We start from the raw sequence: 16,997 nt of genomic DNA, 5'->3' as shown, positions 1-16,997 counted from the left end.
CGTAGTCATTTCTGTGACTGTGATCATTAATAATTTGACGAAACTGCGATGAAAGAATCTCTGTACAAACGGATAGCCCGTGAACTGGCTCATCAAATCTCAACGGGAACTTACCCGCCCGGTTCACTGTTTCCGACAGAAATGGAACTGTGCGAAACCTGGCAAGTGAGTCGTCACACCATGCGCGAAGCGCTGAGGGAATTAACGGAACAGGGGTTGATTTCGCGACGTAAAGGCGCTGGCACGCGCGTATGCGAACCGCAGGCAAGCGGGGTTAACCATCCGTTGTCACATCTGGAAGATCTGCTGCTGTTGGCGAAAAACAACCTGCGGGTGATTAAGAAGATCGATGAGATTGTAGCGGATATTGAGCTTTCCCAATTGATAGATTGCCCGCCCGGTTCACGCTGGCTACATATCGCCAGTATTCGTGAGGATGCGCAAAACCCGGATGCGCCTATTTGCTGGACGGACAGTTACGCCAGCACCGATTATTCCAGGCTACGCGCGTTCATCCGCGACGATCCGCACTCGCTGATTAGCGATCTGATCGAAACGCACTACGGAATTAAGAGTCACGAAGTGCATCAGACGATCACCGCCGTTGGCGTACCGAAGAAAATTGCGAAGATACTGAATGTCGAGCCCGATTCGCCGGGGATGCGGATCGTGCGACGCTATCGGGATCGTGACGGAAAAGTGTTCGAGACCACGATTTCAATTCACCCGGCGGGACGGTATACCTGTTCTATTGTGTTGAAATCACAGAATTCAGGGGAGTGAGGGGGCGTATACGCTTTGAGAAGCATATGCCCCTGTGGGACGAGTACCGTTCACCTCATGTTCGCAGCCAATCTGGTACACCAGTACCTGTGAACGGGTTAAGGAGGCTCGTCGCCGCCTCCTTAACAATCCTGGCTCCCGGCTGGAAAATTGTCGCTTCGCGATACCCTCCGCTTATTCCTTCAGGCTACCGGGCCGGGCACGACTCAGCATCCCTGCTTCGCGCGCCCTGAACCCGCATCCCTGCGGGTTCTCCCGGCCTTACGGAAACGCGTCGGCAATTTTCAGCCGGACCTATCCATACCTGACCATCTCCACGGTTTGCTTTTTTTTACAGCGAAGTGAATTTAGCTGAAAGGCAGAGAATTGAAGCGATGGCATTGGTCCGGCGTGAAAATCGATGAGGCGTTGGCGGCTGACCGGGGCCGCCCGCAGGGAAGCGGGCGGAGGGGACGGCCTGCATGAATGCAGGCTCGACCCCGACCCGACAGGCAGACGGCATAAGACGAATGAACCACGAAGTGGCGATTTTCCTTGCCGGGAGCCAGGGTTGCAAGGGAGGCGGCGGTGAGCCTCCCTTGCACGTTCACGTGTACTGCGGTTTCAGAGAATCACTGAATACAAAGTGAACGTAACATTTCTCAGAGTATCAGACCTTCCTGACCCCCTTACTGCACGGGTGTAATTCTGCGCGGGCGACGCGGTGGACGCGGCTTTTCGCCAGCCGGTTTGCCTTCTGCGCTACGGGGTTTGCCCTTCGACGCGCCACCGTCCTGACGACGCGGCTGCTGAGCGCGACACGCGCCCTGCCCTTGTCCCTGACCACGGCCCCGACCGCCACCACCGCTACGCTGCTGACGACCATTCTGGATCGGCTCAGCTTTGATCGAGGGATCTGGCTCATAGCCCGGCGTGGTAATACGTGGGATCTCTTTTTTCAGCAGTTTTTCAATGTCACGCAGCAGTTTGTGTTCATCAACACAAACCAGCGACAGCGCTTCCCCCGTCGCCGCAGCACGACCGGTACGACCGATACGATGCACATAATCTTCCGGAACGTTCGGCAGCTCGTAGTTCACCACGTGTGGCAGTTCTTCGATGTCCAGACCTCGCGCCGCAATGTCAGTCGCCACCAGCACGCGGATATCGCCTGATTTAAAATCCGCCAGCGCACGGGTGCGCGCCCCCTGGCTCTTGTTACCGTGGATCGCTGCGCTGCGGATACCATCTTTGTTGAGCTGTTCCGCCAGGTGATTGGCGCCGTGTTTGGTGCGGGTAAAGACCAGTACCTGCTGCCAGTTGCCCTGACCGATCATCTGCGACAACAGTTCGCGCTTGCGTTTCTTATCGACAAAATGGACGTGCTGCGTCACCTGCTCAGACGCCGTGTTGCGACGCGCCACTTCAATTTCCAGCGGGTTATGCAACAGCTTTTCGGCCAGCGCTTTGATCTCATCAGAGAACGTCGCGGAAAACAGCAGGTTCTGACGCTTCGCCGGCAGTTTCGCTAACACGCGGCGAATATCGTGAATAAAGCCCATATCCAGCATACGGTCCGCTTCATCCAGCACCAGAATCTCAATCTGGTCCAGCTTCACCGCGTTCTGGTGTTCCAGGTCCAGCAAGCGGCCCGGCGTTGCCACCAACACATCGACGCCACCGCGCAGTTTCATCATCTGCGGGTTAATACTCACGCCGCCAAAAACCACCAGCGAGCGAATGTTCAGATACTTGCTGTAATCACGGACGTTTTCACCAATCTGCGCCGCCAGCTCACGCGTTGGCGTCAGGATCAGCGCACGCACCGGGCGACGCCCTTTGCCATGCGGCTGTTTGGTAATAAGGTGCTGTAACAGCGGCAGCGTAAAGCCCGCCGTTTTACCGGTACCGGTCTGCGCACTCGCCATCAGGTCGCGACCTTCCAGCACGGCAGGGATCGCCTGTTGCTGAATAGGGGTAGGTTCACGGTAACCCTGCTCGGCAATGGCGCGCAGAATATCAGGATTTAAACCCAGGGAATCAAAAGACATAACTACTCCGAACCGCCCCGACCGTTCCCGGTGTCGTTTTCAGGGAGATGCATACAATTTGGGAATGACAAAAACCACAATGTCATGAAGGGGCGGAGTGTAGCAGTTTTTGTGACACACCGCATAAATTATCCCGGTCACTGGAAAAGACAAAATAAACGGCCAGACTGGACAAGGAGAATATTCAGTCATAATCTTAATCAATCGATTGATTAAGAATTAGGTCGCGTGATGAATACACCCACCATGACCACGAAAGGTGAACAGGCCAAAAGCCAGCTGATTGCCGCCGCACTGGCACAGTTTGGCGAGTATGGCCTGCATGCCACCACCCGCGACATTGCCGCGCAGGCCGGACAAAATATTGCCGCCATTACCTACTATTTTGGCTCAAAAGAGGATTTATACCTCGCCTGCGCCCAGTGGATTGCCGATTTTATTGACGGGCAGTTTCGGCCACACGCGGAAGAAGCCGAACGCTTATTCGCCGAGCCTCATCCCGACCGTGCGGCCATGCGCGAACTGATTCTGCGTGCCTGCAAAAACATGATCATGCTGTTGACCCAGGAGGACACCGTCAATCTGAGCAAATTTATCTCGCGTGAACAGCTCTCCCCTACCGCGGCTTATCAACGGGTGCACGAGCAGGTTATTGAGCCTCTGCACAGTCATCTCACTCGTCTTATCGCCGCGTATACCGGCTGCGACGCCAGCGATACGCGCATGATTCTGCATACCCACGCGCTGCTCGGCGAAGTACTGGCATTCCGTCTCGGTAAAGAAACCATTTTGTTACGTACCGGCTGGTCGCAGTTTGATGAAGAAAAAACTGCACTGATTACGCAGACCGTGACCTGCCATATCGATCTTATTCTGCAAGGGTTATCGCAAAGGAGTCTGGAGTGATGAAAAAACCTGTCGTTATCGGGCTGGTGATTGCGGCACTGCTCGCCGTGATTGCGGGTGGCACATGGTGGTATCAAAGCCGGCAGGATAACGGACTGACGCTCTACGGCAACGTGGACATCCGTACCGTTAACCTCAGCTTTCGCGTCGGAGGCCGACTCGCGTCGCTGGCGGTGGATGAAGGGGATACCATTAAAACGGGACAGGTGCTGGGTGAACTGGATCATGCTCCCTATGAGAACACCCTGATGCAGGCAAAAGCAGGCGTTTCCGTCGCCCAGGCCCAGTACGATTTGATGCTGGCGGGCTATCGTCAGGAAGAGATTGCGCAGGCGGCGGCAGCGGTGAAACAGGCCCAGGCTGCCTATGATTACGCACAGAATTTCTACAACCGACAGCAGGGATTGTGGAAAAGCCGCACTATTTCCGCTAACGATCTGGAAAACGCCCGTTCTTCCCGCGACCAGGCGCTGGCCACGTTGAAATCCGCGCAGGACAAACTGAGTCAGTACCGTTCCGGTAATCGCGAACAGGATATCGCCCAGGCGAAAGCCAGCCTTGAACAGGCACAGGCGCAGTTGGCACAGGCGGAACTCGATCTCCATGACACCACGCTTGTCGCCCCCTCGAACGGCACGCTGCTAACTCGTGCGGTCGAGCCTGGCAGCATGCTCAGCGCAGGAGGCACCGTGCTGACGCTCTCTCTCACCCGACCAGTCTGGGTGCGCGCCTACGTCGACGAACGTCATCTTTCTCAGGCACAGCCGGGACGCGAAATCCTGCTGTATACCGATGGACGTCCCGACAAGCCTTATCACGGTAAAATCGGTTTTGTCTCTCCGACGGCAGAATTCACGCCGAAAACGGTAGAGACACCGGACCTGCGTACCGATCTGGTTTACCGTCTGCGCATTGTGGTCACCGATGCCGACGACGCGCTGCGCCAGGGCATGCCGGTGACGGTGAAGTTCGGCAACGAGGCTGGACATGAATGACGCCGTCATCACGCTGAACGGGGTGACTAAGCGTTTTTCCGGACTGGAAAAGCCGGCGGTCGCCCCACTCGACTGTACGATTCACGCCGGGTATGTAACCGGTCTGGTGGGGCCGGATGGCGCCGGGAAAACCACGCTGATGCGAATGCTGGCGGGCTTGCTGAAGCCGGATGGCGGTAGCGCAACGGTGATTGGCTTTGATCCAATCAAAAACGACAGCGCGCTGCATGCTGTGCTCGGTTACATGCCGCAGAAATTCGGTCTGTATGAGGATCTCACTGTAATGGAGAACCTCAATCTTTACGCGGATTTACGCAGCGTGACGGGCGAGGTGCGGGAAAAAACCTTTGCCCGTCTGCTGGAATTTACCTCGCTCGGCCCGTTTACCGGACGTCTGGCGGGAAAACTGTCCGGCGGGATGAAACAAAAGCTGGGGCTGGCCTGTACATTGGTCGGCGAACCCAAAGTGCTGCTGCTGGATGAACCTGGCGTCGGCGTTGACCCAATCTCACGTCGCGAACTGTGGCAGATGGTGCACGAACTGGCGGGAGACGGGATGCTGATCCTGTGGAGCACCTCCTATCTGGATGAAGCCGAACAGTGTCGGGACGTGCTGCTGATGAACGAAGGCGAACTGCTGTATCAGGGGGAGCCGACCCAACTGACACAAACCATGGCGGGACGCAGTTTTTTGATGCACAGCCCGCAGGAAAACAACCGGAAACTGCTCCAGCGGGCGTTAAAACTGCCGCAGGTTAGCGACGGCATGATTCAGGGGAAATCGGTGCGTCTGATCCTGAAAAAAGAGGCCACAGCGGACGACATTCGCCATGGCAACGGCATGCCGGAACTCGACATCAGCGAGACTGCGCCACGCTTCGAAGATGCGTTTATCGATCTGCTGGGCGGTGCCGCGACCTCTGAATCGCCGCTGGGCGCCATTTTGCATACCGTAGAGGGAACGCCAGGCGAAACGGTGATTGAAGCGAAAGCGCTGACCAAGAAATTCGGCGATTTTGCCGCCACTGACCACGTTGATTTTGCGGTCCAGCGCGGAGAAATTTTTGGCCTGCTGGGCCCCAACGGCGCGGGAAAATCGACAACCTTTAAAATGATGTGCGGCCTGCTGGTGCCCACGTCCGGGAAAGCGTTGGTGTTGGACATGGATCTGAAGGTCAGCTCCGGCAAAGCTCGCCAGCATCTTGGCTATATGGCGCAAAAGTTCTCGCTCTACGGCAACCTGACGGTGGAGCAAAACCTGCGCTTTTTCTCCGGCGTTTATGGTCTGCGGGGACGCGCGCAGAACGAAAAAATCGCCCGCATGAGCGAGGCGTTTGGTCTGAAGAGCATCGCTTCGCATGCCACCGACGAACTGCCGCTGGGCTTTAAGCAGCGTCTGGCGCTGGCCTGTTCGCTGATGCATGAACCGGACATTCTGTTTCTTGACGAGCCCACTTCTGGTGTCGATCCCCTCACCCGCCGCGAGTTCTGGCTGCATATCAACAGCATGGTGGAAAAAGGCGTGACGGTGATGGTGACGACCCACTTTATGGACGAAGCGGAATACTGCGACCGCATCGGACTGGTCTATCGCGGGAAACTGATTGCCAGCGGTACGCCGGACGATCTGAAAGCGCAGGCCGCCGATGACGACACGCCGGACCCGACCATGGAGCAGGCTTTTATCCGGTTAATTAACGACTGGGATAAGGAGCATGCCAATGCGTAACCGCCTTCTCTCCTGGCGTCGCGTACGGGCGCTGTGCGTCAAAGAGACGCGGCAGATTGTCCGCGATCCCAGTAGCTGGCTGATCGCCGTGGTGATCCCACTGCTGCTGCTGTTTATTTTTGGCTACGGCATTAACCTTGACTCCAGCAAGTTGCGGGTGGGGATCCTGCTTGAGCAGCAAAGCGAAGAGGCGCTGGACTTTACCCATGCGATGACCGGCTCACCGTACATCGACGCCACCATCAGCGATAACCGCCAGGCGCTGATTGAAAAGATGCAGGCCGGACGTATTCGCGGTCTGGTGGTCATTCCGGTCGATTTCGCCCAGCAGATGGCGCGCGCCAACGACACCGCACCCATTCAGGTAATCACCGACGGCAGTGAACCCAATACCGCCAACTTCGTGCAGGGCTATGTGGAAGGGATCTGGCAAATCTGGCAGATGCAGCGAGCGGAAGATCGCGGGGAAACGTTTGAACCACTGATTGATGTGCAAACCCGCTACTGGTTTAACCCTGCGGCAATCAGCCAGCATTTTATTATCCCGGGCGCAGTGACCATCATCATGACGGTGATCGGCGCGATCCTCACCTCGCTGGTGGTGGCGCGCGAATGGGAACGCGGGACCATGGAAGCGTTGCTCTCCACGGAAGTGACGCGCGCAGAGCTGCTGCTGTGCAAGCTCATCCCCTACTACTTCCTCGGCATGCTGGCGATGCTGCTGTGTATGCTGGTGTCGGTGTTTATTCTCGGCGTCCCGTATCGCGGATCGCTTCTGCTGCTGTTTTTCATCACCAGCCTGTTTTTGCTCAGCACGCTGGGGATGGGACTTCTGATCTCCACCATCACCCGCAACCAGTTTAATGCCGCCCAAGTGGCGCTTAACGCCGCCTTTTTGCCGTCGATTATGCTGTCAGGCTTTATTTTTCAAATAGACAGTATGCCTGCGGTGATCCGCGCGGTGACCTATATTATTCCGGCGCGCTACTTCGTCAGCACCCTGCAAAGCCTGTTTCTCGCCGGTAATATCCCGGTGGTGCTGGTGGTCAACGTGCTGTTTTTGATCGCCTCAGCGGTGATGTTTATTGGTCTGACGTGGCTGAAAACCAAACGTCGGCTGGATTAGGGAGACGCGCATGTTTCATCGTTTATGGACGTTAATCCGCAAAGAATTGCAGTCGCTGCTGCGCGAGCCGCAGACCCGCGCGATTTTAATTTTGCCGGTACTGATTCAGGTGCTTTTGTTTCCCTTTGCCGCAACGCTGGAAGTGACTAACGCCACCATCGCCATCTATAACGAAGACAACGGCAAGCATTCGGTGGAGCTGACCCAACGCTTTGCCCGTGCCAAAGCCTTTACCCACATCCTGCTACTGAAAAGCCCGCAGGAAATTCAGCCCACAATCGATACGCAAAAAGCGCTGCTGCTGGTGCGTTTTCCGGCGGATTTCTCGCGCAATCTGGATACCTTTCAGTCTGCGCCCATGCAGTTAATACTTGATGGTCGTAACTCGAACAGCGCGCAGATCGCCGCCAACTATCTCCAGCAAATCGTGAAGAACTATCAGCAGGAGTTGATGGAGGGCAAGCCGAAGCCGAACAACAGCGAGCTGGTGGTGCGCAACTGGTACAACCCTAACCTCGACTACAAATGGTTTGTGGTGCCGTCACTGATCGCGATGATCACCACCATTGGCGTGATGATCGTTACCTCGCTGTCTGTCGCGCGCGAGCGCGAACAGGGCACGCTGGATCAGCTGTTGGTCTCCCCGCTCACCACCTGGCAAATATTTATCGGTAAAGCGGTTCCTGCACTGATTGTCGCCACCGGCCAGGCCTCTATCGTGCTGGCAATCGGTATCTGGGCGTATCAGATCCCGTTTGCCGGGTCGCTGGCGCTGTTTTACTTCACGATGGTGATTTACGGGCTGTCGCTGGTGGGATTTGGCCTGTTGATCTCCTCACTCTGCTCCACGCAGCAGCAGGCGTTTATCGGCGTATTCGTCTTTATGATGCCGGCAATTTTACTGTCGGGCTACGTCTCTCCGGTCGAGAACATGCCGGTCTGGTTACAGAATCTGACATGGATAAACCCGATCCGTCATTTCACGGATATCACCAAGCAGATCTATTTGAAAGATGCGAGTTTGCAGATTGTCTGGGGAAGCTTGTGGCCGCTACTGGTGATAGCGGCCACAACGGGATCAGCGGCGTATGCGATGTTTAGACGCAAAATCATGTAACTTTTTGTCTTTCGCCAGCAGCGAAACCACAGCGGGTCCGGCCAGGATTGCCAGTCCCGCTAACGCCAACAAGACGTTGTTTTGTAAAACCCGGGACAGCAGCCACAACGCAATCAGCGACGCGCCGAAATACCAGGTGGTGGTGAGTTCTTCCAGCACGTCGGCGACTTCGCGCCAGCGCTGCTCGTGATGACGCTGTAACGCCAGCATCAGTAATACGGTCACGCCATACACTACGCATAATCCCAGGCCAACGTGCACCAGCGTGCCACTCTTCCAGCCTACGACCAACAACGCCACGACCAGTAAATGCAACATAATCTGCCAGCAACTTAACCCCGTTGCGACACGAACTCGTTGTTGCCACCTCATGGCTTTTCTCCTGAAGGATTTTTCTCTAATGACTCAGAGTACCGCACTTTACGGAAAATTCCGTAACACCGCACCTTTTTGTGACGACGACTACACTATTTCAATCAGAAGAGTGACGCCAACAGGAGAAAAATGACTCAATCGACACGAAATTTTTCATTCACCGTGCTCACCATCAATACGCATAAAGGCTTTACCGCCTTTAACAAGCGCTTCATTTTACCGGAACTGCGTGATGCCGTTCGTACGGTTGGCGCCGACATTGTCTGCCTGCAGGAGGTGATGGGCGCGCACGAAGTGCATCCGCTGCACGTCGAAAACTGGCCGGATACCACGCACTACGAATTTCTCGCCGACACGATGTGGAGTGACTACGCTTACGGGCGTAACGCCGTCTACCCGCAAGGGCATCATGGCAACGCGGTGCTGTCACGCTATCCTATTGAACATTATGAAAATCGTGATGTTTCGGTCGGCAGCAGTGAAAAGCGCGGCGTGCTCTATTGCCGTATTGTTCCGCCGCAACTCGGGAAACCGATTCATGTGATGAGTGTTCACCTCGGCCTGCGTGAAGCTCACCGGCAGGCGCAACTTACCCTGCTGACAGACTGGGTCAACGCCCTGCCCGACGGTGAACCGGTGGTGGTGGCCGGTGATTTCAACGACTGGCGGCAAAAGGCAAACCATTCCTTAAAAGCCGCGGGCCTGGAGGAAATTTTCACCCGCGCCCGCGGCCGCCCGGCACGGACCTTTCCTGTCAGCCTGCCGCTGCTGCGCCTTGATCGTATTTACGTGAAAAATGCCAATGCCAGTTCGCCGACAGCGCTACCGCTGCGCAACTGGCGGCATCTCTCTGACCATGCCCCCCTTAGCGCGGAGATCCATCTATGAAATGTGGCTGGCGTGAAGGTAATCAGATCCAGTTACTGGAAAACGGCGACCAGTATTATCCCGCTGTGTTTGCGGCAATAGCCGATGCGCAGCAAAGAATTATTCTCGAAACTTTCATCTGGTTTGAAGATGAGGTAGGAAAACAGCTTCATGCGGCTCTGCTGGCCGCAGCAAAACGCGGCGTGAAGGCGGAAGTACTGCTGGACGGCTACGGCTCACCGGACCTGAGCGATGCATTCGTTGGCGAACTGACCTCGGCAGGCGTGGTGTTTCGTTATTACGATCCGCGTCCCCGGATCTTTGGTATGCGCACCAACGTCTTTCGCCGTATGCATCGCAAGATTGTGGTGATAGACGACCGGGTGGCGTTTATCGGCGGGATCAACTATTCCGACGAACATATGTCCGACTATGGCCCGGAAGCCAAGCAGGACTACGCGGTGCGCGTGGAAGGACCTGTCGTCGCCGATATACTGCAGTTTGAAGTGGAAAACCTTCCCGGGCAGAGTGCAGTGCGCCGCTGGTGGCGCCGTCATCACCGTGCTGAAGAGAACCGCCAGCCCGGCGAGGCGCAGGCGCTGTTCGTCTGGCGCGACAACGACGAGCACCGCGACGATATCGAACGTCACTACCTGAAAATGCTCACCCAGGCACGGCGGGAAGTGATTATCGCCAACGCCTACTTCTTTCCCGGTTACCGGTTACTGCACGCCATGCGCAAAGCCGCCCGCCGCGGCGTGCGCGTCAAACTGATCGTGCAGGGGGAGCCGGATATGCCAATTGTGAAGGTCGGAGCCCGTCTGCTGTACAACTATCTGGTGAAAGGCGATGTCCAGGTTTACGAATATCGCCGCAAGCCACTGCATGGCAAAGTGGCGCTGATGGATGACCACTGGGCGACGGTCGGCTCCAGCAATCTCGACCCGCTCAGCCTGTCGCTTAATCTGGAAGCCAACCTGATCGTGCACGATCGCCAGTTCAACCAGACGCTGCGCGACAACCTTAACGCGATCATTGCCGAAGACTGTAAGCAGGTCGATGAGTCGATGCTGCCGAGACGCACCTGGTGGAACCTGACCAAAAGCGTGCTGGCGTTCCACTTCTTACGTCACTTCCCGGCGCTGGTCGGCTGGCTTCCGGCGCATACTCCCCATCTCGCGCAGGTTGATCCGCCAGCCCAGCCCGAGATGGAAACGCAGGATCGGGTAGAAGTACAGAACACAGGAGCCAAACCCTGATGGCAAAATCACATCCGCGCTGGCGGCTGGCAAAAAAGATCCTCACCTGGCTGTTTTTTATCGCCGTGATTGTGCTGCTGGTGGTCTACGCCAAAAAGGTGAACTGGGAAGACGTCTGGACGGTGATCCGTGACTACAACCGGGTTGCGTTGCTGAGCGCCGTCGGGCTGGTGATCCTCAGCTATCTGCTCTATGGCTGCTATGACCTGTTGGGCCGCGCCTATTGCGGTCACAAGCTGGCAAAGCGGCAAGTGATGCTGGTGTCGTTTATTTGCTATGCATTTAACCTGACGCTCAGTACCTGGGTCGGCGGCATCGGTATGCGCTACCGGCTCTATTCCCGCCTCGGCCTGCCGGGTGGCACCATCACCCGTATCTTCTCTCTTAGCATCACCACCAACTGGCTGGGCTATATTTTGCTTGGCGGGATCATCTTCACCTTTGGCGTGGTGCAACTGCCTGCCCACTGGTATATCGACGAGGGCACGCTGCGTATTCTCGGCGTGGTGCTGCTGTTAATCATCGCTATTTATCTGTGGTTCTGCGCTTTCGCAAAACACCGTCATATGACGATCAAAGGGCAGAAACTGGTGCTACCGTCGTGGAAATTTGCGCTGGCCCAGATGGCCATCTCCAGCGCCAACTGGATGGTGATGGGGGCGATTATCTGGTTGCTACTGGGCCAGGAGGTGAATTATTTCTTCGTGCTGGGCGTGCTGCTGGTCAGCAGTATCGCGGGAGTGATTGTCCACATTCCGGCGGGAATTGGCGTTCTGGAAGCGGTGTTTATCGCGCTGCTGGCGGGGGAAGACACGTCGCAAGGCGCGATTATTGCCGCCCTGCTCGCCTACCGCGTGCTGTATTACTTTATTCCCTTATTGCTGGCGCTGATCTGCTATCTGGTGCTGGAGAGTCGGGCGAAGAAGCTGCGGGCGAAGAACGAGAAGGCGATGGCGAAGTAATACCTCGTCACCGCCCTCGGCATCATTTCGTAGGCCGGATAAGGCGTAGCCGCCATCCGGCACAACGAACTCAACGGCGATTGCCTAAAATACGCAGCAGCATCAGGAACAGGTTGATAAAGTCCAGATACAGCGTCAGCGCACCGAGAATCGAATATTTACGCAGGTTAGAACTGTCGCGCACATCGATTTGCTCGCCAATGTTCTTCAGCTTCTGGGTGTCATAGGCGGTCAGCCCAACAAAAACCACCACACCAATATAGGTCACCGCCCACATCAGCGCCTCGCTTTTCAGCCAGAAGTTCACCAGTGAGGCCAGGATGATGCCAATCAGCGCCATAAACAGCATGTTGCCCCAGCCGCTCAGATCGCGCTTCGTGGTGTATCCCCACAGGCTCATCACTCCAAACATCCCGCCGGTCACCACGAAGGTGCTGGCGATGGAGGAGGCTGTGTAAATGATGAAGATACTGGAAAGCGTTAGACCGGTGAGTACCGAATAGAGCATAAACAGCGTCGTCATGACCCCCGCGCTAAGTCTGTTCACCAAACCGGACAGCACAAAAACCACAGCTAACTGCGCGATGACCAGACCAAAGAAAAAGATTCGGTTGGTATAGAGTAACTCCATAAAAGCGCTGGAATTCGCCGCATACCACGCAATAAACGCGGTAAGCAGCAACCCGACCGTCATCCAGCCGTATACCTGCGCCATATAGGTTTGCAGGCCGGAACGCGCCTGCACGATTGATTCGGATCGTGGAAATCGGTCCATGATAATCTCCTGATTGAAAGTGACCACTCTGGATAAGCGTATCACAATTTCGTGCTACCAGCGTTTAGCCGCCTGCCGATCGCTGTCACGGGCTTCCACCCAGCGCTCGCCTTCCGGCGTGGCTTCACGCTTCCAGAACGGCGCACGCGTCTTTAGATAGTCCATAATGAACTGACCGGCCTCAAACGCACTGCTACGGTGCGAACTGGTGACGCCAACAAAGACGATTTCATCGCCCGGCCACAGTTCGCCAATCCGGTGAATCACCGTGATGCGTCCCAGCGGCCAGCGCACCCGCGCCTCATCGACAATCTCCGCCAGCGCTTTTTCCGTCATCCCCGGATAGTGCTCCAGCGTAAGCGCCTTCACGCTGTCGCCGAGATTATGGTTGCGCACTTTACCAGTAAAGGTCACCACCGCACCGTCTTCGTCGCGTGCCGCCAGCCAGGGATACTCGTCCCCCACGCTGAACGGCGCAGGCCCGACCACAATTTTCGTTTCAGCCATCTCAGCCTCCCGTCACCGGGGGAAAGAAAGCCACTTCATCACCCGCCGTCAGCGGATGATCAAAGCTCACCAGCGTCTGGTTTACCGCCGCCAGCAGCTTGCCGTCTTCCAGCGCCAGCGCCCAACGGTTGCTGTTAGTCGCCAGATGCTGACGCAGCGCTTCCACTGTCGGGAAATCTGCCGCGACGTCCAGCGTATCCGTACCAACCAGTTCGCGAACCTGAGCAAAGAACAAAACCTTAATCATTCGAATCCGCCTTAAAATCGCCAGACTTGCCGCCGCTTTTCGCCAGCAGGCGCACCGGGCCAATCACCATGTCTTTTTGCACCGCTTTGCACATGTCGTAAATGGTCAACGCGGCGACGGACGCCGCCGTCAGCGCTTCCATTTCCACCCCGGTTTTGCCGGTAAGACGACACAACGATTCAACACGGACACGGTTGTGTTCCGGCTGTGCCTGGAGCTGGACTTCCACTTTGCTCAACAGCAACGGATGGCACAGCGGGATGAGCTCCCAGGTGCGCTTTGCTGCCTGAATCCCGGCGATACGCGCGGTGGCGAACACATCGCCCTTATGGTGGCTGCCGTCGATAATCATGGCCAGTGTTTCGCTGCGCATGGTGACAAAGGCTTCGGCGCGCGCTTCGCGTACGGTCTCCGCTTTTGTGGAGACATCCACCATGTGCGCTTCACCGGCGGCGTTTATGTGAGTCAGTTGCGACATACTTATTATTTCTTCAAATGTGGGTGAAAATTACAAGGACGCGTACGGGCATCAAGCTGCGGCGCGATGATATTGTCCCACGCCGTGCGGCAGGCTTTGGTGGAACCCGGCATCGCAAAAATTAGCGTTTTGTTGGTCACGCCCGCCACTGCGCGCGACTGCAGCGTGGCCGTGCCGATCTCTTCAAATGACAGCATACGAAACACTTCACCAAAGCCTTCCACTTCGCGATCAAATAGCGGCAGCAGCGCTTCCGGTGCCTGGTCGCCTTCAGTCAGGCCCGTGCCGCCGGTGATCAACACCACCTGCACCTCATCACTGGCAATCCATGCTGACACCTGCGCGCGAATGGCGTAACGGTTCTCTTTGACAATTGCTTTATCGATAACCTGATGTCCCGCTTCCTGCGCGGAATCCCGCAGAAAATGACCAGAGGTATCGTCCTCTTCGCCACGGCGATTCGATACTGTCAGAATAGCAATGCGGGTCGGGATAAATTCAGCGCTTACCTGACTCATGGAATACTCCTTGTTCAAGCGGCGTTAACCGCCGATGTATGAGAGGTTCTGGGTAATACCGGTGTTGTTCTGGTGCAGGAAATGGGTCTGCTTTTTCTCACGCAACGCAAGCGAGATACGCGCTTCGAGCGCGTCTTGTTGCCCATCGTCTTCCAGCAAATCACGCAGGCTGACGCCACCCTCGCCGAACAGGCAGAGATGAAGTTTACCCACGGAGGAGACGCGCAGACGGTTGCAGGTGGCGCAGAAATCTTTTTCGTACGGCATGATGAGGCCGATTTCACCCTCATAATCGGGGTGACAGAACACCTGCGCCGGGCCGTCACTGCGCTGGCGTAGCTGGTGGATCCAGCCGCGACGCAACAGTTCGTCACGCAACACCTGACCGGAGATGTGGTGTTTACGGAACAGTTCGCTGCCCTCACCCGTCTCCATCAGTTCGATGAAACGCAGTTGAATGGGGCGCGTCTGGATCCAGCCAAGAAAAGTATCGAGCTGATGATGATTCACATCGCGCATCAGCACGGTGTTGACTTTAACTTTTGCAAAACCGGCATCAAACGCGGCGTCGATGCCCGCCATCACCTGCTGGAATTTATCCTGCCCGGTAATCGCGTGGAACTGACGCGCATCAAGGCTATCAACGCTGACGTTAATGCCGGTCAAACCCGCATCGCGCCAGTGGGCGGCATCACGCGCCAGACGGTAGCCGTTGGTGGTCACCGCCAGTTGACGAATCGCCTCGTTTTCACGCACGGCGGCAATGATGTCGGTAAAATCACGACGCAGAGAAGGTTCGCCACCGGTCAGGCGCACTTTTTCGGTGCCCAGGTTAGCAAAGGCGCGAGTCACCCGACGAATTTCATCGACGGAGAGAAAACCTTTATTGGTGACGCCGCCGGGCTTGTAGCCATCCGGCAGACAGTATGTGCAACGAAAGTTACACACATCGGTAATCGACAGACGCAAATAGTAAAACTTGCGCGCGAAAGCATCGGTCAGTTGTGTGGCCATGTACACCTTTCCAAATACGGGAGGCGAAGTCATTTCTTCCTGCGCCCTGGTGGCAATGCGTTTGCGTTGTCACGGCCAAAGCACCGTATCATTTGACCCAGGTGCAGAGGCTAGAGTGTTAACTGTGGTTATGGCGATACTAGCGTGTAAACGAACATAATGCTATTTACACTTAACGATGTATAATCATATATATAGCGCCATGATCGTGCCATTTCGTTACAGAATAAGCAAAAATAGCACTTTTGCATTGATGTACATCATTTCGCTGTCAGGCATTCGCCCCCCTAAAGGAGTAGTGCGGCAGAATTTATTTTCTCAACTTACCGTTAGCGAATTGCTGAAAAGCCCCTGTTTGCGCTACTGTAGCGCGGTAAATCTGACTTCAGGAACTTTTATGCGCAATCGTACGCTGGCTGACCTGGATCGTGTCGTCGCTCTCGGCGGAGGGCATGGATTAGGACGCGTTCTCTCTTCCCTCTCCTCCCTGGGTTCACGCCTCACCGGTATCGTGACCACCACCGATAACGGCGGTTCGACGGGGCGTATTCGCCGCTCGGAAGGGGGAATCGCCTGGGGCGATATGCGCAACTGTCTCAATCAGTTGATTACCGAACCGAGCGTCGCTTCCGCGATGTTTGAATACCGTTTTGGCGGTAATGGTGAACTTTCAGGCCATAACCTCGGAAATCTGATGTTAAAGGCGCTCGACCACCTGAGCGTGCGGCCTCTGGAAGCCATCAACTTAATTCGTAATCTGCTGAAAGTGGACGCGCATTTAATCCCCATGTCAGAGCTGCCAGTTGACCTGATGGCGATCGACGATCAGGGGCATGAAGTGTACGGCGAAGTGAATATTGATCAGCTCACCTCGCCCTTGCAGGAACTGATGCTGTCACCGAAGGTCCCCACCACCCGGGAAGCGGTACAGGCGATTAACGATGCCGACCTGATTATTATCGGTCCGGGCAGTTTTTACACCAGCCTGATGCCAATCCTGCTGCTGGAGGATCTCGCACAGGCGCTGCGCCGTACGCAGGCGCCGATGGTCTACATCGGCAATCTGGGCCGGGAATTGAGCATCCCCGCCGCAAGCCTGACGCTTATCGATAAGCTAACCATTATGGAGCAGTATGTCGGCAAGAGAGTCGTTGATGCGGTTATCGTGGGGCCGAAGGTGGATGTCTCTGCGGTCAGCGACCGGGTGGTGATTCAGGAAGTGCTGGAGGCCAGCGATATTCCCTATCGCCATGACCGCCAGTTATTGCACAGCGCGCTGGAGAAAGCCGTACAGGCGCTGCGGTAAAGG

18 protein-coding genes and 1 riboswitch are annotated in these 16,997 nt (G+C 56.0%); of the genes, 10 read left to right on the top strand and 8 right to left on the bottom strand.

What is annotated here, in order from left to right:
* Window positions 1-48: 48 nt before the first annotated feature.
* The gene (locus HVZ37_RS07580) at window positions 49-783 is read left to right on the top strand and encodes a GntR family transcriptional regulator (protein WP_043001287.1); all 735 of its coding nucleotides are present in this window, start codon (window positions 49-51) and stop codon (window positions 781-783) included.
* Window positions 784-1,451: 668 nt separating this feature from the next.
* Here HVZ37_RS07580 and rhlE read toward each other — a convergent pair.
* Window positions 1,452-2,813 (bottom strand): ATP-dependent RNA helicase RhlE, encoded by a 1,362-nt coding sequence (rhlE, locus tag HVZ37_RS07575; protein ID WP_181628274.1) that lies wholly within the window; start codon window positions 2,811-2,813, stop codon window positions 1,452-1,454.
* Between the two features lie 231 nt (window positions 2,814-3,044).
* On the opposite strand from rhlE, the gene cecR reads away from it, so the two are divergent.
* Genes cecR through HVZ37_RS07550 form a run of 5 tightly spaced genes read left to right on the top strand, consistent with a single transcriptional unit; the run spans window position 3,045 to window position 8,686 of the window.
* Window positions 3,045-3,719, top strand: a complete 675-nt coding sequence (gene cecR / locus HVZ37_RS07570; protein WP_181628273.1) for a transcriptional regulator CecR — start codon at window positions 3,045-3,047, stop codon at window positions 3,717-3,719.
* A complete protein-coding gene (gene hlyD / locus HVZ37_RS07565; protein ID WP_181628467.1) occupies window positions 3,719-4,714 on the top strand; it encodes a secretion protein HlyD in 996 nt (331 codons plus the stop codon). The genes cecR and hlyD overlap by 1 nt, the downstream gene beginning before the upstream one ends.
* Complete coding sequence (locus HVZ37_RS07560) at window positions 4,707-6,443, top strand: ATP-binding cassette domain-containing protein (RefSeq protein ID WP_181628272.1); 1,737 nt, start codon at window positions 4,707-4,709, stop codon at window positions 6,441-6,443. The genes hlyD and HVZ37_RS07560 overlap by 8 nt, the downstream gene beginning before the upstream one ends.
* Window positions 6,436-7,569 (top strand): ABC transporter permease, encoded by a 1,134-nt coding sequence (locus HVZ37_RS07555; protein WP_044267992.1) that lies wholly within the window; start codon window positions 6,436-6,438, stop codon window positions 7,567-7,569. The genes HVZ37_RS07560 and HVZ37_RS07555 overlap by 8 nt, the downstream gene beginning before the upstream one ends.
* A gap of 10 nt (window positions 7,570-7,579) precedes the next feature.
* Entirely contained in the window at window positions 7,580-8,686 is a 1,107-nt protein-coding gene (locus HVZ37_RS07550; protein ID WP_043001292.1) for an ABC transporter permease, read from the top strand.
* Here the strand turns inward: HVZ37_RS07550 and HVZ37_RS07545 are convergent.
* On the bottom strand, window positions 8,648-9,058 hold the full coding sequence (locus HVZ37_RS07545) for a YbhQ family protein (protein ID WP_044267995.1): 411 nt from the start codon (window positions 9,056-9,058) through the stop codon (window positions 8,648-8,650). The two genes, HVZ37_RS07550 and HVZ37_RS07545, sit on opposite strands and share 39 nt — an antisense overlap.
* A 132-nt stretch (window positions 9,059-9,190) precedes the next feature.
* On the opposite strand from HVZ37_RS07545, the gene HVZ37_RS07540 reads away from it, so the two are divergent.
* The 3 genes from HVZ37_RS07540 to HVZ37_RS07530 are packed head-to-tail and all read left to right on the top strand — an operon-like array spanning window position 9,191 to window position 12,149.
* Complete coding sequence (locus tag HVZ37_RS07540) at window positions 9,191-9,949, top strand: endonuclease/exonuclease/phosphatase family protein (RefSeq protein ID WP_043001294.1); 759 nt, start codon at window positions 9,191-9,193, stop codon at window positions 9,947-9,949.
* The gene (gene clsB, locus HVZ37_RS07535; RefSeq protein ID WP_043001295.1) at window positions 9,946-11,187 is read left to right on the top strand and encodes a cardiolipin synthase ClsB; all 1,242 of its coding nucleotides are present in this window, start codon (window positions 9,946-9,948) and stop codon (window positions 11,185-11,187) included. The genes HVZ37_RS07540 and clsB overlap by 4 nt, the downstream gene beginning before the upstream one ends.
* Complete coding sequence (locus tag HVZ37_RS07530) at window positions 11,187-12,149, top strand: lysylphosphatidylglycerol synthase domain-containing protein (protein WP_043001296.1); 963 nt, start codon at window positions 11,187-11,189, stop codon at window positions 12,147-12,149. The genes clsB and HVZ37_RS07530 overlap by 1 nt, the downstream gene beginning before the upstream one ends.
* A gap of 70 nt (window positions 12,150-12,219) precedes the next feature.
* Here the strand turns inward: HVZ37_RS07530 and HVZ37_RS07525 are convergent, their stop codons facing one another.
* The 6 genes from HVZ37_RS07525 to moaA form a co-directional block, all read right to left on the bottom strand.
* Window positions 12,220-12,924: a Bax inhibitor-1/YccA family protein gene (locus HVZ37_RS07525; RefSeq protein ID WP_042320470.1), complete on the bottom strand. Its 705-nt coding sequence runs from the start codon at window positions 12,922-12,924 to the stop codon at window positions 12,220-12,222.
* A 54-nt stretch (window positions 12,925-12,978) separates the two neighbouring features.
* Complete coding sequence (moaE, locus tag HVZ37_RS07520; RefSeq protein ID WP_044256447.1) at window positions 12,979-13,431, bottom strand: molybdopterin synthase catalytic subunit MoaE; 453 nt, start codon at window positions 13,429-13,431, stop codon at window positions 12,979-12,981.
* A 1-nt stretch (window position 13,432) separates the two neighbouring features.
* Window positions 13,433-13,678, bottom strand: a complete 246-nt coding sequence (gene moaD / locus HVZ37_RS07515; RefSeq protein ID WP_043001299.1) for a molybdopterin synthase sulfur carrier subunit — start codon at window positions 13,676-13,678, stop codon at window positions 13,433-13,435.
* A complete protein-coding gene (moaC, locus tag HVZ37_RS07510; protein WP_044256450.1) occupies window positions 13,671-14,156 on the bottom strand; it encodes a cyclic pyranopterin monophosphate synthase MoaC in 486 nt (161 codons plus the stop codon). Before moaC ends, moaD begins: the two co-directional genes overlap by 8 nt.
* Window positions 14,157-14,161: 5 nt before the next feature.
* Window positions 14,162-14,674, bottom strand: coding sequence for a molybdenum cofactor biosynthesis protein B (gene moaB, locus HVZ37_RS07505; RefSeq protein ID WP_181628271.1), 513 nt, complete (start codon window positions 14,672-14,674; stop codon window positions 14,162-14,164).
* Window positions 14,675-14,698: 24 nt separating this feature from the next.
* Window positions 14,699-15,688, bottom strand: a complete 990-nt coding sequence (gene moaA / locus HVZ37_RS07500; protein ID WP_043001302.1) for a GTP 3',8-cyclase MoaA — start codon at window positions 15,686-15,688, stop codon at window positions 14,699-14,701.
* Window positions 15,676-15,818, bottom strand: a riboswitch (molybdenum cofactor riboswitch). It overlaps the preceding gene by 13 nt.
* A 267-nt stretch (window positions 15,819-16,085) precedes the next feature.
* Here moaA and yvcK point away from each other — a divergent pair.
* Window positions 16,086-16,994, top strand: a complete 909-nt coding sequence (gene yvcK / locus HVZ37_RS07495) for a uridine diphosphate-N-acetylglucosamine-binding protein YvcK (RefSeq protein ID WP_043001303.1) — start codon at window positions 16,086-16,088, stop codon at window positions 16,992-16,994.
* Window positions 16,995-16,997: the final 3 nt, after the last annotated feature.

Source organism: Citrobacter sp. RHB35-C17, from assembly GCF_013816795.1.
In the GTDB taxonomy this organism is placed as follows: Bacteria; Pseudomonadota; Gammaproteobacteria; order Enterobacterales; family Enterobacteriaceae; genus Citrobacter_A; species Citrobacter_A amalonaticus.
Note: the sequence above shows the minus strand (reverse complement) of the source record. Positions and strands in the feature narration are given on the sequence as shown.

Coding starts and splice junctions, on each gene's coding strand:
- HVZ37_RS07560 (WP_181628272.1), top strand. CDS start 4,707: ATGAATGACGCCGTCATCACGCTGAACGGGGTGACTAAGCGTTTTTCC.
- HVZ37_RS07545 (WP_044267995.1), bottom strand. CDS start 9,058: ATGAGGTGGCAACAACGAGTTCGTGTCGCAACGGGGTTAAGTTGCTGG.
- HVZ37_RS07580 (WP_043001287.1), top strand. CDS start 49: ATGAAAGAATCTCTGTACAAACGGATAGCCCGTGAACTGGCTCATCAA.
- moaB (WP_181628271.1), bottom strand. CDS start 14,674: ATGAGTCAGGTAAGCGCTGAATTTATCCCGACCCGCATTGCTATTCTG.
- clsB (WP_043001295.1), top strand. CDS start 9,946: ATGAAATGTGGCTGGCGTGAAGGTAATCAGATCCAGTTACTGGAAAAC.
- HVZ37_RS07550 (WP_043001292.1), top strand. CDS start 7,580: ATGTTTCATCGTTTATGGACGTTAATCCGCAAAGAATTGCAGTCGCTG.
- cecR (WP_181628273.1), top strand. CDS start 3,045: ATGAATACACCCACCATGACCACGAAAGGTGAACAGGCCAAAAGCCAG.
- moaD (WP_043001299.1), bottom strand. CDS start 13,678: ATGATTAAGGTTTTGTTCTTTGCTCAGGTTCGCGAACTGGTTGGTACG.
- HVZ37_RS07530 (WP_043001296.1), top strand. CDS start 11,187: ATGGCAAAATCACATCCGCGCTGGCGGCTGGCAAAAAAGATCCTCACC.
- HVZ37_RS07540 (WP_043001294.1), top strand. CDS start 9,191: ATGACTCAATCGACACGAAATTTTTCATTCACCGTGCTCACCATCAAT.
- moaA (WP_043001302.1), bottom strand. CDS start 15,688: ATGGCCACACAACTGACCGATGCTTTCGCGCGCAAGTTTTACTATTTG.
- yvcK (WP_043001303.1), top strand. CDS start 16,086: ATGCGCAATCGTACGCTGGCTGACCTGGATCGTGTCGTCGCTCTCGGC.
- HVZ37_RS07525 (WP_042320470.1), bottom strand. CDS start 12,924: ATGGACCGATTTCCACGATCCGAATCAATCGTGCAGGCGCGTTCCGGC.
- moaC (WP_044256450.1), bottom strand. CDS start 14,156: ATGTCGCAACTGACTCACATAAACGCCGCCGGTGAAGCGCACATGGTG.
- HVZ37_RS07555 (WP_044267992.1), top strand. CDS start 6,436: ATGCGTAACCGCCTTCTCTCCTGGCGTCGCGTACGGGCGCTGTGCGTC.
- moaE (WP_044256447.1), bottom strand. CDS start 13,431: ATGGCTGAAACGAAAATTGTGGTCGGGCCTGCGCCGTTCAGCGTGGGG.
- rhlE (WP_181628274.1), bottom strand. CDS start 2,813: ATGTCTTTTGATTCCCTGGGTTTAAATCCTGATATTCTGCGCGCCATT.
- hlyD (WP_181628467.1), top strand. CDS start 3,719: ATGAAAAAACCTGTCGTTATCGGGCTGGTGATTGCGGCACTGCTCGCC.